This window comes from Variovorax sp. Root318D1, from assembly GCF_001424835.1.
In the GTDB taxonomy this organism is placed as follows: domain Bacteria; phylum Pseudomonadota; class Gammaproteobacteria; order Burkholderiales; family Burkholderiaceae_C; genus Variovorax.
In genome coordinates, this window is the sequence record NZ_LMCQ01000022.1 from 218,340 (window position 1) to 233,076 (window position 14,737).

A 14,737-nucleotide genomic window follows, 5' to 3' on the forward strand; every position below is an offset into this window, starting at 1 on the left:
GGCTTCGCGCGCAGCCGATGACTATGCCGCAATAACCAATTCGACTGCGTCGGGATTTTCACGGACGTAGTCGCGAATCACCGCCTCGAAATTGGCATCCGCCGAAAGCCCGAGGCGCCTGGCGCGCGCGGTTTGGAAGCGTCCGGGCCAGGTTTTCACGATGCGCTGGATGGCCGGATCGGGCGTGCGGTCGAGCAGGTCGGTGGCGGCCTTGCCGGCCACGCGTTCGAGCGCAGCGGCCATCTCTCCCACCGTGGTGGAAAGCGAGGGCAGGTTGAGCGCAGTGCGCGGGCCCCATTCGGCGTCTCCGGCTTCCGCCGCGCGGAGGATGCCTTCGACGGTGCGCGCGGGCGACGCGATGGCCACGGGCGTTTCGTCGGGCACCGGGCAGGCGGCGCGAATGCCCGCGAGCGGTTCGCGGATCATGCCGCTGAAAAAGCCCGATGCCGCGCCGTTGGGGCGGCCGGGACGCACGCTCACCGTCATCAGCCGCACGCTGCGGCCGCGGATGAAGCCCTTGCGTGTGTAGTCGGCCACCAGTTGCTCGCCGATGAATTTCTGAATGCCATAGCTCGTCTGTGGCGTTGGCAGCGTGTGGTCTTCGATCACCGGCGGCAAGGGCTGCTCGGGCGAATCGCCGAACACGGCCAGCGAGCTGGCAAACACCACCATCGGCCGTGTGCCCACGGCGCGCGCCTTCTCGAGCAGGGCATGCGTGGCGGCAAAGTTGCTGCGCATGCCCAGGTCGAAGTCGGCCTCGCATTCGCCGCTGACCGCGGCGGCCAGATGGAAGATGGCGTAGGCTTCGCGCCAGAGCGCTGCATCGGGCGATGCGAGTTGTTCGTTCAGGTCGCCGAGCGCGCTGGCAATGCGCGCGTCGGCCGCAAGATCGGCCGGCGGCAAGGCGCGGTCGACCAGCGTGATGCGCGAAATGGTCCGGGCCGGTGCGCCCGCGAGCGAAAGCTGCCCCTGCTTCAGCAGCGTTCGGGCAAGGCGAGCCCCCACAAAGCCGGCGCCGCCAGTGATGACGATCTGCATGTGTCTTGTCTCCTTCTGCAACGAGGATAGCGCAGCACGACGCCCCGCTCAGGCGACACTCGCGGCTCGCGCACTCAAGGAACCGGGCGACCGGAAAACGATGAACCTGCGATTCGTTGAAGCCTTTCACTGGGCCGTGGCGCTCAAGAGCGTCACTCGTGCCGCCGAGAAGCTGCACATCACGCAGTCGGCGCTCTCCAGCCGCATTGCAGCGCTCGAGCGCGAGCTGGGCGTGCTGCTGCTCGACCGGCGCGACAAGCAATTCCGCCTCACCGTGGCGGGGCAGCGCTTTCACGCCTTTGCGCAGAAGCTGCTCGAAATGCAGATGCACATCAAGGCCGAGATGGGTTCGGGTGCGGTGCGGGAGGCCGTGCTGCGCGTGGGGGCCATCGAATCGGTGGTGCACAGCTGGCTCACCGGCTGGCTCAAGCACATGCAGGCGACGTATCCGGACTTCGAGCTGGAGCTCACCGTCGAAACCACGCCCGTGCTGGTCGACCAGCTGCAGCGAGGCAAGCAGGATCTGGTGTTTGCCGCGCTGCCGGCCGCCGGCGACGGCGTGCGCACGCGCGCCGTGCCGCCGATGCCCATGTGCTTCGTCGGCCACCGCGAACTGCACCTGAAGCGGCGCTACCGCCTGCCGGACCTGCTCTCGCTCGACCTGCTGACCTTTCAGCGCGGCTCGCAGCCGCACGTGGCGCTGCTCGAACTGTTTCGCGAAGCCGGCAGCCCGCCGCCGCGCGTGCACGCGATCTCATCGATTTCGGCGATGGCGCAGCTGGTGGAGGCGGGCTTCGGCGTGGCCACGCTGCCGCGCGCCGTGGTCGAGCCGCTGGCACGGCGCCTGCCGCTGCGCGTGCTGCCCTGCGACGACACGCTGGAGCCCTTGCCCATCTACGCGAGCTACCGCGACGATCCCTCGTCCCCGTTGCCGGAGGCCGCGCTGGGCTCTGCCGTGGTGCATGCCTCGCACCGGCCGGGGTCATCGAAAAAATCGATGAACTAAGCAAGAAACTTTGCGTTGGCGTTCGTGAGCGCGGATTCCCACAATCCGGCGCATCACATCAAAGCGATGCATCGGGCATCAAGAACGCCAAATGTCGAACTCTCCGTCGCTCGAAGAACAGCCTGGCCCCGGCAGCAGTGCGCAGGCCGTGCGCCAAGCCTGCCGCAGCGGTGCGCTCCGCACCCACACCAGCGGGCTCGCGAGTGCCCACGTGCAGGGCAATCTCGTGATCCTGCCGCGGGCGCACGCCGCCGACTTTTTGCGCTTTTGCCAAGCCAACCCCAAGCCGTGCCCGCTGCTCGGCGTGTCGGAGGCCGGTGACCCGGCGCTGCCGGCGCTTGGCGAAGACATCGACATTCGCACCGACCTGCCGCGCTACCGCGTGTGGCGTGACGGCATGCTGGTGGACGAGCCGACCGACGTTCGCGCGCTCTGGAGCGACGACCTGGTGAGCTTCGTCATCGGCTGCTCCTTCACTTTCGAGCATGCGCTGATGGTCGAGGGCATCGCGCTGCGCCACGTCGAGCAAGGCCGCAACGTGGCGATGTACCGCACCTCGGTGGCCACCACGCCCGCTGGTCCTTTCCATGGGCCGATGGTGGTCTCGATGCGCCCGCTGCGCGCGGCCGATGCGATTCGCGCAGTGCAGATCACCTCACGCTTTCCGGCCGTGCACGGGGCGCCGGTGCACATCGGCGATCCGGCGCTGATCGGCATCCGCTCGCTCGCCGATCCCGACTACGGCGACGCAGTGGAGGTCATGCCCGGCGAGCTGCCCGTGTTCTGGGCCTGCGGCGTCACGCCCCAGGCAGCCATCGCGCAGGCCCGCCTCGCGTTCTGCATCACTCACGCTCCGGGCGCGATGCTCATCACCGATCTTTTCAACCATCAACTCGCCAGCTTCTGAACTAGGAACCCCCGATGAAAAAACTCATGCTCATCCTGGCCGCTGTCGCGGCTGCAGGCACCGCCTCCGCCCAGGTCAAATGGGATCTTCCGTCCGGCTACGGCGTCAACACGTTCCCGGTGCAGAACCTGCAGCAGTTCGCCGAAGGCGTCGAGAAGGCCACTGGCGGCAAGCTCAAGATCGCGGTGCATGCCAATGCCTCGCTCTTCAAGGCGAACGAAATCAAGCGCGCCGTGCAGTCGGCCCAGGTGCCGGCCGGCGAACTCATCCTGTCGGGCGCCTCGAACGAAGCGCCGGTGTTCGGCATCGATTCGATTCCGTTCCTGGCCACGAGCTATGCAGAATCGAAACGGCTGGACGAAGCCTCCCGGCCGCTGCTGGTGAAGACGCTGGCCGCGCAGGGCGTCAAGCTCCTCTACACGGTGCCGTGGCCACCGCAGAGCCTGTACTCCACCAAGCCGGTGGCGACCCTCAAGGATCTCAACCGCACCAAGATGCGCGCCTACAACCCGGCCACCTCGTACATCGCGACGGCCGTGGGTGCACAGCCGGTGACGATCCAGCTGGCCGAGCTGCCGGCCGCACTGGCCACGGGCGGCGTGGACAACTTCCTCACGTCCAGCGCGAGCGGCGTGGACAGCAAGTTGTACGAGAGCATCAAGTACTTCTACGGCGTGGCAGCCTGGCTGCCGCGCAACGCGGTGGTGGTCAACCAGAAGGCGTTCGATGCCCTGGACAAGGCGACGCAGGACGCGGTGCTGCAACAGGCCGCGGCCTCCGAGCAGCGCGGCTGGAAGCTCAGCGAGCAGAAGAACGAGGAGTACATCAAAGAGCTTGCCGCCCGGGGCATGACCGTCGACGTCGGCGCCGAAGGCTTGAAGAAGGAGCTCAAGGTCATCGGTGACCGCATGACGGCCGACTGGATCAAGCTGGCCGGTGCCGATGGCCAGGCGGTCATCGACGCCTACTCCCGGAAGTGAGCGCCACATGTCGCTGACCGCCGATATGGCCACCCCCTTGGACGGCATTGCCGCCACCCCGACGGCGGCGCCGCATGCGCTGCGGCGCGCGCTCGACCGCATCTACTTGGTGGCTGGCGCATTGGGCGCGGGCTGCATCGCGCTCATCTGCATCCTGATGGTGGTCCAGACCCTGGGGCGGCAGTTCGGCTTTCAGACCGGCGCCATCACCGATGTGGTGTCGTGGCTCTGCGCCGCCGCGGCCTTCATGACGATGGCCCATGCCTTCAAGCACGGCGACTTCGTGCGGGTCACGCTGGTGCTGGAAAAGCTCTCCGCGCCCAACCGGCGCCGCTTCGAACTGGTCTGCCTCGCGGTGGCTTGCGTCGCGATGGGATACCTCGCCTGGTGGGCCTGCCGGTTCACGTTCGAGAGCTGGCAGTTCAACGAGCTGGCGCAGGGGCTCTGGGCGCTACCGATCTGGATTCCGCAGATGAGCTTTGCCATCGGCTCGGTCCTGTTTCTGATCGCACTGGTCGACGAGTTCCTGATCGTTGCCCGCGGCGGCATTCCGACCTATGTGCGGCTGGTGGAAGAACGCCACGCGCAGGGCGACTTCTCTTCGGATCTCTGAAAGGCCACGATCATGGACATCCTCACCGTCGGTGCCATTCTCCTGTTGCTGATGCTGCTCATGCTGTCCGGCGGTGTCTGGATTGCCATGACGCTGGCGATCTGCGGCTGGGTCGGCCAGGCCTTCTTCACGACCAGCCAGCCCGGCCTGAACCTGTTCTCGGCTTTCTGGGAAAGCAACGCCAGCTGGGAGCTGGCGGCGCTGCCGCTGTTCATCTGGATGGGCGAGATCCTGTTTCGCACCAAGCTCAGCCAGGAAATGTTCACCGGCCTGGCGCCCTGGCTTGGCCGAATCCCGGGGCGGCTGTTCCACACCACGATTCTGGGCTGCGGCATCTTCGGCTCGGTGTCTGGCTCGTCCGCCGCGACTTGCGCGACGATTGCCAAAGTCTCCCTGCCCGAGCTGAAGAAGCGCGGCTACGACGAGAACATCGCCATCGGCTCGCTGGCCACGGCAGGCACGCTGGGCATCCTGATCCCGCCGTCGATCACCATGGTGGTCTACGCGGTGGCCGCCGATGCGTCGATCATTCGCATCTTCCTGGCAGGCTTCCTGCCCGGCCTGGTGCTGATGTTCCTGTTCTGCGCCTACATCGCCTGGTGGGCACTGCGCAACAAGGCACTGATGCCCGCGGAAGAGCCGCCGACCAGCCTGCGCGAAAAGCTGCGCCTTTCCAAGAACCTGATCCCCTGCGCATTGCTGATCGTTTTCATCTGCTGGTCGCTGGTGGCGGGCTGGGCCACGGCCACCGAGTGCGCTGCCTACGGCGTGGTCGGCGCGCTGGCCCTGGCAGCCTGGAGCCGCTCGCTCACATGGAGCAACTTCAAGGAAGGCCTCTTCGGATCGGCGCGCACGAGCTGCATGATCATGTTCATCCTCGCGGGTGCGGCCTTCCTGACCAAGACCATGGCCTTCACTGGCATCCCGCGCGAGCTGGCCGAGTGGGTCAATTCGATGCACCTGTCGCCCTACGCGTTGATTGCCTGCCTGGTGCTGGTGTACCTGGTGCTCGGCACGGCGCTGGATGGCATCAGCATGATCGTGCTGACCGCCGCCGTGGTGCTGCCCATGATCCAGAAGGCCGGCTTCGATCTCATCTGGTTCGGCATCTTCGTGATCCTGCTGGTGGAGATTGCCGAAGTCACGCCGCCCGTGGGCTTCAATCTCTTCGTGCTGCAGAACATGACCGGCAAGGACAGCAACCGCATCGCGCGGGCCGCGATCCCGTTCTTCCTTTGCCTGGTGGTCTGCATCGGGTTGATCACCGTGTTCCCGCAGATCGTGACGATCGTGCCTGACCTGGTGATGGGGCCGGCGAAGTGATGCACCCGCAACGCCACCCGCTGCGCTTTTAGGGGATCCGCATGAAGCACATCTGGATCGCGGCTGCATTCGCAGCCGCGTCGGGACAGCCTTGCCTGGCGCAAACTGCCGTCCAATGGCAGCTGGCCACCGGCTACCGCGCCGAATCGTTCCACACGCAGAACATCGAGCGCATGGCGGCCGACCTGGCACGCGCCAGCGCAGGCCGCCTGCGCATCGAAGTGAAGCCGAACAACGCGCTGGTGAAGCTGGCGGACATACGGCAGGCGGTGCAGGACGGCAAGGTGCAGGCCGGCGAGACCATCATGACCAGCATGGTGAAGGAGATCCCGATCGCCGGGGCCGACGCCATTCCGTTCGTGGTGGGCAGCTACGCCGACGCAAGGCGCATGTGGACGCTGCAGCGGCCGCTGATCGACCAGCACTTCGCGGCACGTGGCCTCCAGGCACTCTATGCCGTTCCGTGGCCGCCACAGGGGCTCTACACCGACACGCCGGTGCGTACGACAGCCGACTTCCGCGGGGCGCGCATGCGCACCTACAACCAGACCACCGAACGCATTGCCGAGCTGCTCGGCGCAACGCCGGTCGACGTGCCGATGGTCGAGGTCAACCAGGCGCTCGCCACCGGCCGCATCACCAGCATGATCACCTCGGCGGTCACCGGCGTGGAGAACCAGGTGTGGGGCCGCGCGAAGTATTACTACGAGATCAATGCCTGGTATCCGAAGAACATCGTTTTCGTCAACCGGAAGGCCTTCGAGGCGCTTGCACCCGATCTGCAGCAGATGCTGCTGGCCGCCGGGCAGGAAGCCGAGACGCGCGGATGGGCCCTGAGCCAGGCTGCCGCCGCCGACGCCACCAACGAATTGCGCAGCCGAGGCCTCCAGGTCGGTCGCGTTCCGCCGGATTTCGAGGCCGACCTCAAGCGCATGGGCGAGAAGTTCTCGCTCGAATGGGTGCGCTCGGTCGGCAACGAGGCCAACCGCATCTTTGTTCCCTACTACGTCGACAGCAAACGCTGAGCGACCACCCCACCATGCAAGACCAACCCACCCCCCTCGGCAACCGCTGGCAGTTCTGGATCGACCGCGGAGGCACCTTCACCGACCTGGTCGGCCGCGACCCCCAGGGCGAGCTGCACACGCTCAAGCTGCTGTCCGAGAACCCCGAGCAATACAAGGATGCCGCCGTCGAAGGCATCCGCCGCCTGCTGAAACTCAAGCCGGGCGAGCCCGTCACTCCCGAGCGTGTCGAGTGCGTGAAGATGGGCACCACGGTGGCCACCAACGCGCTGCTGGAGCGCAAGGGCGAGCCCACGGTGCTGGTCACCACGGCGGGCTTTCGCGATGCGCTGCGCATCGCCACGCAGGCGCGGCCGCGGCTGTTCGACCGCCGCATCGTGCTGCCCGAGCTGCTCTACCAGCGCGTGATCGAGGCATGCGAGCGCATGGATGCGCAAGGCGGCGTCGTGCAGCCGCTGGACGAGGGCGCCTTGCGCACCGCACTGCAAGAAGCCTTCGATGCCGGCCTGCGCGCATGTGCCATCGTCTTCATGCATGGCTGGCGTTACACCGCGCACGAGTTCGCAGCCGAGCGCATCGCACGGGCCATTGGCTTCACGCAGGTGTCGGTGTCGCACAAGACCAGCCCGCTCATGAAGCTGGTGCCGCGCGGCGATACCACCGTGGTCGATGCCTACCTGAGCCCGATTTTGCGGCGCTACGTGGAACAGGTGTCGCGGCAGATGCCGGGCGTGCCGCTGTTCTTCATGCAGAGCTCGGGTGGGCTCACGCAGGCCGACCGCTTCCAGGGCAAGGACGCAATCCTTTCCGGCCCGGCGGGCGGCATCGTCGGTATGGTGCGCACCGCGCTCGACGCCGGCCATGCGCGCGTCATCGGCTTTGATATGGGCGGCACCTCCACCGACGTGTCGCACTACGCCGGCGAGTTCGAGCGCTCCTTCGAGACCCAGGTGGCCGGCGTGCGCATGCGCGCGCCGATGATGAGCATCCACACGGTGGCGGCGGGCGGCGGCTCGGTCATCGCGTTCGACGGCGCGCGGCTGCGCGTGGGGCCGGAGTCGGCCGGGGCCAACCCGGGGCCGGCCAGCTACCGGCGCGGCGGTCCGCTCACCACCACCGATGCGAACGTGCTGCTCGGCAAGATCCAGCCTTCGCACTTTCCACGTGTGTTCGGTCCGAACGCCGATGAGCCGCTCGACCTGGCCGCGGCACGGAGTGGCTTCGACGCCATGGCGCGCCGCATGTCGGAAGCGACAAGCCGACGCGTGAGCGCGGAAGAAGTGGCGAGCGGCGCGCTGCGCATCGCCGTCGCCAGCATGGCCAATGCGATCAAGCGCATTTCGGTGGCGCGGGGCTACGACGTCACGCAGTACACGCTGCAGTGCTTCGGCGGCGCGGGCGGCCAGCACGCCTGCCTGGTGGCCGATGCGCTGGGCATGGGCAGCATCTACCTGCACCCGCTGGCGGGCGTGCTCTCCGCCTTTGGCATGGGGCTGGCCGACCAGCTGGCGATGCGTGAGCTGGCGCTGGAACGGAAGCTCGATGCAGAAGGGCTGGCCGCGGCGCGCGATGCCGCCGGCACCCTCGCCGCGCAGGCGAAGGGCGAGTTGCGCGAGCAGGGCGTGGCGGATGCGGTCATCGCCTTGGTGCACCGCGTGCAGCTTCGCTATGAAGGCACCGACACCGCGCTGGCCTGCACGCTGCCCATGGCGGGCACGGTCAACCAAGCCATCGCCGCGATGCGCGACGAATTCGAAACCGGCTACCGACGCCGCTTCGCCTTCCTGATGGCCGAGCGCGCACTCGTGATCGAGGCGGTGACGGTCGAAGCCGTGGGGGCCGGCGAACGTGGCGCGCCACCGGCCGCTCAGGCCGACGTTGCCCTTGATTCCCCCGAGCCGCTGGCGGCCGTGCGGATGTATTGCGAGGCCGACGAAAAAGCCGCCGGCTGGCGCGACGCCGCGCTGTTCGACGAGGCGGCACTCACGCCCGGCGCGACCATCGACGGCCCCGCCATCCTCGCGGGCCGCAATGCCACCACCGTGATCGAGCCCGGCTGGCAGGCGCGCGCCACAGCTGCCGGCATCGAGCTGCACCGGGTGCGCCCGCGCGTGGCCACGCAGGCCATGGGCACCAGCGCCGACCCGGTGATGCTGGAGGTGTTCAACAACCTCTTCATGAACATCGCCGAGCAGATGGGCCTGCGGCTGCAGAACACGGCCTACTCGGTCAACATCAAGGAGCGGCTCGACTTTTCATGCGCGCTGTTCGACGTGCAGGGCAACCTCATCGCCAATGCGCCGCACATGCCGGTGCACCTGGGCTCGATGAGCGAGTCGATCAAGACCGTGATCGACGGCAACCCCGGCATGAAGCCTGGCGACGTCTTCGTGCTGAACGACCCCTACCACGGCGGTACGCACCTGCCCGACATCACGGTGGTGACGCCGGTGTACCTGCAAACAGGCGATGCGCGGCCTTCGTTCTACGTGGCTTCGCGCGGCCACCACGCCGACGTGGGCGGCATCACGCCGGGGTCGATGCCGCCGTTCTCCAGCACCATCGGCGACGAAGGCGTGCTGATCGACAACTTCAAGCTGGTGGAAGGCGGCCGGCTGCGCGAGGCCGAGCTGCGCGCGCTGCTGGGGAGCGGCGCGCATCCGTCGCGCAACATCGAGCAGAACCTGGCCGATCTGCGCGCGCAGATCGCCGCCAACGAGAAGGGCGTGCAGGAGCTGCAGGCCATGGTGGCGCAGTTCGGCCGCGAGACCGTCGCCGCCTATATGGGCCACGTACAGGACAACGCCGAGGAGTCGGTGCGGCGCGTCATCACGGCGCTGAAGAATGGCGAGTTCACGCTGCCGCTGGACAACGGCGCGCAGATTCGGGTGCGGGTCACGGTCGATGCGGTCGCGCGTTCGGCCACAGTGGATTTCACCGGCACAAGCGCGCAACTGGCCAACAACTTCAACGCCCCGCGCGCCATCACCATGGCGGCCGTGCTGTACGTGTTCCGCACGCTGGTGGACGATGACATTCCGCTCAACGCGGGCTGCCTGAAGCCCATCGAGGTGATCGTGCCGAATGGCTGCATGCTCAACCCGCTGCCGCCGGCCGCGGTGGTGGCGGGCAACGTCGAAACGTCGAGCTGCGTGACCAATGCGCTCTACGGCGCGCTGGGCGTCATGGCCGCGAGCCAGTGCACCATGAACAACTTCACCTTCGGCGACGGCGAGCACCAGTACTACGAGACCATCTCGGGCGGCTCTGGCGCCGGACCCGGTTTCGACGGCACGAGCGTGGTGCAGACCCACATGACCAATTCACGCCTGACCGACCCCGAGGTGCTCGAATTCCGCTACCCGGTGCGGCTCGACAGCTACCGCCTGCGCACAGGTTCGGGCGGGGCAGGGCGCTGGCGCGGCGGCGACGGCGGCGTGCGGCGCGTGCGATTCCTGGCGCCGATGACGGCATCGATTCTCAGCAACGGCCGGCTCTACGGTGCGTTCGGCGGAGCGGGTGGCGAGGCCGGTGCAGTGGGGATCAACCGCGTCGAGCGGTCTGACGGCACGGAGGAGTCGTTGGAACACATCGGGCAAGTGCAGATGGCACCTGGGGACGTGTTCGTGATCGAAACGCCTGGTGGGGGCGGGTGGGGCGAAGGCGCGGTCTGAAGTTTGCGCTCTGTGGTTCAGGGCGCGATCCCGCCGACGGGGTGCCTTGCTCCGCGAATGTCCTCCGGCCTGCGGCCTCCCCCTTTATTTCGCTGCGCAAGGCACCCCATCAGCGTGCTCGTCATGCAGAGCGGTCGTTGATCGAGCGGAACGACCGCAGCGCTCAGTGGGCACAGGGCGCCGGGTGCTCCCCGCAGCGAAATAAAGGAGGAGCCGAAGGCGGGGGACATTCGCGGAGGGGAGTACCCGGTGGCCCGCCCTCGACACAGGGCCTTAAAGAAGGCTGAAAAATAAAAAGGGCCTCCGAAGAGGCCCCGAGAAAACAGCGCGCGGCTTACATCCCCACGTAATTAGGCCCGCCGCCCCCTTCAGGCGTAACCCACACGATGTTCTGCGTCGGGTCCTTGATGTCGCAGGTCTTGCAGTGCACGCAGTTCTGCGCATTGATCTGCAGGCGCTCCTTGCCACCTTCGGTGGCGACGAATTCGTACACACCGGCCGGGCAGTAGCGGCTTTCAGGCCCCGCAAACTTCGACAGGTTGATGTTCACCGGCACCGACGCATCCTTGAGCGTCAGGTGGGCCGGCTGCTGTTCCTCGTGGTTGGTGTTGCTGATGAACACGCTCGACAGCCGGTCGAAGGTGAGCTTGCCGTCCGGCTTCGGATAGACGATAGGCTTGCACTCCGCCGCGGGCTTGAGGTACAGGTGGTCGGGCTTGTGGCGGTGCAGGGTCCATGGAATGTGGCCCTTGAGCAGCCACTGCTCGATGCCGTTCATGAAGGTGGCAACGCCCAGGCCCTTCTTGAACCAGGCCTTGAAGTTGCGTGCCTTGTTCAGCTCCGTGTAGAGCCAGCTCTTCTCGAAGGCGGCCGGGTAGGCCGTGAGTTCGTCGTGCTGGCGGCCGGCCTGCACGGCGTCGTACGCGGCTTCGGCGGCCAGCATGCCGGTCTTGATGGCGGCGTGGCTGCCCTTGATGCGGCTCACGTTGAGATAGCCGGCCTCGCAGCCGACCAGCGCGCCGCCCGGGAATACCGTCTTGGGCAGCGACATCAGGCCGCCGGCCGTGATGGCGCGCGCGCCATAGCCGATGCGCTTGGCCGGCTTAATGCCCTTGGCTTCGTCGCCTTCGAGGTACCAGCGGATGTTGGGATGCAGCTTCCAGCGCTGCATTTCCTCGAACGGGCTCAGGTACGGGTTGCTGTAGTCCAGGCCGGTGATGAAGCCCATGGAGATCTTGTTGTCTTCCATGTGATAGAGGAAGGCGCCGCCGTAGGTGTCGCTCTTCATCGGCCAGCCGGCGGTATGCAGCACGAAGCCGGGCTGGTGGCGCTTGGGGTCGATTTCCCACACTTCCTTCACGCCCAGGCCGTAGGTCTGCGGGTCCTTGCCTTCGTCCAGCTTGAACCTGGCGATCAGCTGGCGGCCCAGGTGGCCGCGCGCGCCTTCGGCAAACACGGTGTACTTGCCCAGGAGCTCCATGCCGAGCTGGAAGTTCTCGGTGGGTTCGCCGTCCTTGCCCACGCCCAGGTTGCCGGTGGCAACGCCGCGCACCGAGCCGTTCTCGTTGTAGAGCACTTCGGCGGCCGGGAAGCCGGGGAAGATCTCCACGCCCAGGTTCTCGGCCTGCTGCGCCAGCCACTTGGTGAAGTCGCTCAGGCTGATGATGTAGTTGCCGTGGTTCTGGAAGCAGGCTGGCAAAAAGGCATTGGGCGTGCGCAGGCCCGACTTCTCGCCGAGGAACACCATGGCGTCGTCGGTGACGGGCTGGTTCAGCGGGGCGCCCTGTTCCTTCCAGTCGGGCAGCAGCTCGTTGAGGGCGCGCGGGTCCATGATGGCGCCCGAGAGAATGTGCGCGCCGGGCTCGGAGCCCTTCTCGAGCACCACGACCGAGATTTCCTTTTCGTGGTGGGCGGCCAGCTGTTTGAGCCGGATGGCGGTCGAGAGGCCGGCCGGGCCGCCGCCGACGACCACCACGTCGTATTCCATGGATTCGCGGGGGCCGAACTGGGCGAGGATTTCGTCGTGGGTCATGTGGGTCTCGTCGATAATGATTTGAGGCTCGGACGCTTCGAGGGCGCGAAACATTTTATGTGGAGTGCGGAACGTCGCCTCGGCGACTCCGCAACGGCTCAAAAGGACCCTCTTTTCATGGCTTACAGCATCGACCTTTCAGGCCGCGTGGCCTTCGTGACCGGAGCTTCCAGCGGGCTGGGCGCGCAGTTTGCCAAGACGCTGGCGCGCGCCGGTGCGGCCGTGGTGCTGGCGAGCCGCCGGGTCGAGAAACTCAAGGAGCTGCGCGCACGCATCGAGGGCGAGGGCGGCGACGCCCATGTGGTCGAACTCGACGTGACCGACATCGGCAGCATCAAGGCCGCCGTGGCGCGCGCCGAGACCGAAGTGGGCCCCATCGACGTCCTGGTCAACAACTCGGGCGTGAACACCACCCAGCGCCTGCAGGACGTGACCCCCGACGATTACGACTACATCTTCGACACCAACGTGAAGGGCTCCTTCTTCGTCGCGCAGGAGGTGTGCAAGCGCATGCTGGCGCGCGCCGACGGTTCGGCGCCGGGCACCTATATCGGCGGGCGCATCATCAACATCGCCTCGGTGGCGGCGCTCAAGGTGCTGCCGCAACTCGGTGCCTACTGCATGAGCAAGGCAGCCGTGGTGCAGATGACCAAGGCCATGGCGCTCGAGTGGGGCCGCTTCGGCATCAACGTGAACGCGCTGTGCCCGGGCTACATCACGACCGAGCTCAACGAGGACCACTGGCTTTCCGAAGGCGGGGCCAAGCTCGTGAACATGCTGCCGCGCAAGCGCGTGGGCAAGCCCGAAGACCTGGACGGCCTGATCGTGCTGCTGGCCAGCGGGCAGAGCCACTTCGTGAATGGCGCGGTGATTGCCGCGGACGACGGATTCGCGCTTTGAGCTTTCCATCTCACCAGACCCACCGATGAGAATAGAAATCCCTGAAAAGAAGAAGCTGGTGTACGAGATGTGCATCCCCATCCGCTGGGGCGACATGGACGCCATGGGCCACCTCAACAACGGCACCTACTTTCGCTACCTGGAAACCGCGCGCATCGACTGGATGCACTCCATCGGCTTCGAGCCCGAGCCGGGCGGCGAGGGCATGGTGATCGTCAATGCCTTCTGCAATTTCTACCGCCAGATCGAGTACCCGGGTGACGTGCTGCTCAAGATGTACGTGAGCGATCCGGGCCGCACCACCTTCGAGAGCTGGGCCACCATGGCGCGCGCCGATGCGCCCGACGTGGTCTGCGCGGCGGGTGGGGCGACCACGATCTGGGTCGATTTTCCGAAGCAGAAGGCGCTGGCCTTGCCCGACTGGCTGCGCGCGCTGGTGAGCGAATAGGGCGAGATGCCGAGAAGACTGCTGGTGCTTGCGGCGTTCGTGCTGTTTGCCGCTTCGAGTCACGGGCAAAAGGCCGAGATGCCGGCCGAGAAGAATGCATGCCCCGCGAACGCGCCGTTCCTGAGCGCCGACGCATTGAAGAAGGCCGGCGTCGAGTTTCCCGTGTTCAAGCGCTACTGCTACGCGGACAAGTCCGGCAGCCATGCGCTGGTGCTCGGGGAGAAGCAGGACACCCCTTTTTCCGGCGAGCTGCTGTCGTCGGCCATTCAGGCATCGCTCTTCAAGGTGGGCAGCGACGGCGCGCTGACGCGGCAATGGTCGATTCGCGACTTTGCCGGCAAGGCAGATGCAGGCATCAACTTCAGGTCGAAGCTCGTCGAGCTCGCCGATCTCGATGCGGACGGACTGATCGAGCCCATCCTCGTCTATCGCTTCTTTGCCCCGGATGATGAGGGTGGCTTCAGCAGCAGCGATTTCTCGGGTGGCATCAAGATCATCACCTTCCACCAGGGCAGGAAGGTGGCGATCCACGCCATCACGGGTCAGCTGGACGGCGAACGCAGGACGACCGCCAACGCCAACTTCTTTGCGCTGCCCAAGCCTGCGCGCCAATACCTCGTCAGGAAGATGGCCGGCATGTACAGCGCCCGGCAATTCGGCTTCGACAACTCCTACGGGTTCATGCCGCAGGAGGAGCGGGGCGCACGCTGACCGGACACAGGCGAGCAAGGCCGATTCGCGCTTCGCCAAGTGCCTCGCCACTGCAAACCAGAGTTTCACTTGGAGAACCC

General features: G+C 66.5%; 12 protein-coding genes. 10 read left to right on the forward strand and 2 right to left on the reverse strand.

Annotated elements, in window-relative coordinates:
• Nucleotides 1-21: 21 nt before the first annotated feature.
• Nucleotides 22-1,038, reverse strand: coding sequence for a D-erythronate dehydrogenase (gene denD, locus ASC78_RS20815; protein WP_055805591.1), 1,017 nt, complete (start codon nucleotides 1,036-1,038; stop codon nucleotides 22-24).
• Nucleotides 1,039-1,138: 100 nt separating this feature from the next.
• Between denD and ASC78_RS20820 the strand changes: the two genes are divergently transcribed.
• The 7 genes from ASC78_RS20820 (at nucleotide 1,139) to ASC78_RS20850 (ending at nucleotide 10,566) form a co-directional block, all read left to right on the forward strand.
• On the forward strand, nucleotides 1,139-2,044 hold the full coding sequence (locus ASC78_RS20820) for a LysR family transcriptional regulator (RefSeq protein ID WP_055805593.1): 906 nt from the start codon (nucleotides 1,139-1,141) through the stop codon (nucleotides 2,042-2,044).
• A gap of 91 nt (nucleotides 2,045-2,135) precedes the next feature.
• Nucleotides 2,136-2,951, forward strand: coding sequence for a putative hydro-lyase (locus tag ASC78_RS20825; protein ID WP_055805596.1), 816 nt, complete (start codon nucleotides 2,136-2,138; stop codon nucleotides 2,949-2,951).
• A gap of 14 nt (nucleotides 2,952-2,965) precedes the next feature.
• Nucleotides 2,966-3,931, forward strand: a complete 966-nt coding sequence (locus tag ASC78_RS20830) for a TRAP transporter substrate-binding protein (RefSeq protein WP_055805599.1) — start codon at nucleotides 2,966-2,968, stop codon at nucleotides 3,929-3,931.
• Between the two features lie 79 nt (nucleotides 3,932-4,010).
• Nucleotides 4,011-4,544, forward strand: a complete 534-nt coding sequence (locus ASC78_RS20835) for a TRAP transporter small permease (protein ID WP_443082741.1) — start codon at nucleotides 4,011-4,013, stop codon at nucleotides 4,542-4,544.
• Between the two features lie 12 nt (nucleotides 4,545-4,556).
• A complete protein-coding gene (locus ASC78_RS20840) occupies nucleotides 4,557-5,867 on the forward strand; it encodes a TRAP transporter large permease (RefSeq protein ID WP_055805603.1) in 1,311 nt (436 codons plus the stop codon).
• A 41-nt stretch (nucleotides 5,868-5,908) separates the two neighbouring features.
• Entirely contained in the window at nucleotides 5,909-6,892 is a 984-nt protein-coding gene (locus ASC78_RS20845) for a TRAP transporter substrate-binding protein (protein WP_055805604.1), read from the forward strand.
• Nucleotides 6,893-6,906: 14 nt separating this feature from the next.
• Complete coding sequence (locus ASC78_RS20850; protein ID WP_055805608.1) at nucleotides 6,907-10,566, forward strand: hydantoinase B/oxoprolinase family protein; 3,660 nt, start codon at nucleotides 6,907-6,909, stop codon at nucleotides 10,564-10,566.
• 334 nt (nucleotides 10,567-10,900) lie between these two features.
• Here ASC78_RS20850 and ASC78_RS20855 read toward each other — a convergent pair whose 3' ends face one another.
• Nucleotides 10,901-12,598, reverse strand: coding sequence for an electron transfer flavoprotein-ubiquinone oxidoreductase (locus ASC78_RS20855; RefSeq protein ID WP_055805750.1), 1,698 nt, complete (start codon nucleotides 12,596-12,598; stop codon nucleotides 10,901-10,903).
• Nucleotides 12,599-12,715: 117 nt separating this feature from the next.
• Between ASC78_RS20855 and ASC78_RS20860 the strand changes: the two genes are divergently transcribed.
• The 3 genes from ASC78_RS20860 to ASC78_RS20870 are packed head-to-tail and all read left to right on the forward strand — an operon-like array spanning nucleotide 12,716 to nucleotide 14,657.
• On the forward strand, nucleotides 12,716-13,498 hold the full coding sequence (locus tag ASC78_RS20860) for an SDR family oxidoreductase (protein WP_055805611.1): 783 nt from the start codon (nucleotides 12,716-12,718) through the stop codon (nucleotides 13,496-13,498).
• Between the two features lie 25 nt (nucleotides 13,499-13,523).
• Nucleotides 13,524-13,946, forward strand: coding sequence for an acyl-CoA thioesterase (locus tag ASC78_RS20865; protein WP_055805612.1), 423 nt, complete (start codon nucleotides 13,524-13,526; stop codon nucleotides 13,944-13,946).
• A 6-nt stretch (nucleotides 13,947-13,952) separates the two neighbouring features.
• A complete protein-coding gene (locus ASC78_RS20870) occupies nucleotides 13,953-14,657 on the forward strand; it encodes a M949_RS01915 family surface polysaccharide biosynthesis protein (protein WP_055805615.1) in 705 nt (234 codons plus the stop codon).
• The last annotated feature ends 80 nt before the right edge of the window (nucleotides 14,658-14,737 follow it).

Bases quoted from the DNA above. Each gene is read 5' to 3' on its own strand.
- denD (WP_055805591.1), bottom strand. From the start codon at position 1,038: ATGCAGATCGTCATCACTGGCGGCGCCGGCTTTGTGGGGGCTCGCCTT.
- ASC78_RS20820 (WP_055805593.1), top strand. From the start codon at position 1,139: ATGAACCTGCGATTCGTTGAAGCCTTTCACTGGGCCGTGGCGCTCAAG.
- ASC78_RS20825 (WP_055805596.1), top strand. From the start codon at position 2,136: ATGTCGAACTCTCCGTCGCTCGAAGAACAGCCTGGCCCCGGCAGCAGT.
- ASC78_RS20830 (WP_055805599.1), top strand. From the start codon at position 2,966: ATGAAAAAACTCATGCTCATCCTGGCCGCTGTCGCGGCTGCAGGCACC.
- ASC78_RS20840 (WP_055805603.1), top strand. From the start codon at position 4,557: ATGGACATCCTCACCGTCGGTGCCATTCTCCTGTTGCTGATGCTGCTC.
- ASC78_RS20845 (WP_055805604.1), top strand. From the start codon at position 5,909: ATGAAGCACATCTGGATCGCGGCTGCATTCGCAGCCGCGTCGGGACAG.
- ASC78_RS20850 (WP_055805608.1), top strand. From the start codon at position 6,907: ATGCAAGACCAACCCACCCCCCTCGGCAACCGCTGGCAGTTCTGGATC.
- ASC78_RS20855 (WP_055805750.1), bottom strand. From the start codon at position 12,598: ATGACCCACGACGAAATCCTCGCCCAGTTCGGCCCCCGCGAATCCATG.
- ASC78_RS20860 (WP_055805611.1), top strand. From the start codon at position 12,716: ATGGCTTACAGCATCGACCTTTCAGGCCGCGTGGCCTTCGTGACCGGA.
- ASC78_RS20865 (WP_055805612.1), top strand. From the start codon at position 13,524: ATGAGAATAGAAATCCCTGAAAAGAAGAAGCTGGTGTACGAGATGTGC.
- ASC78_RS20870 (WP_055805615.1), top strand. From the start codon at position 13,953: ATGCCGAGAAGACTGCTGGTGCTTGCGGCGTTCGTGCTGTTTGCCGCT.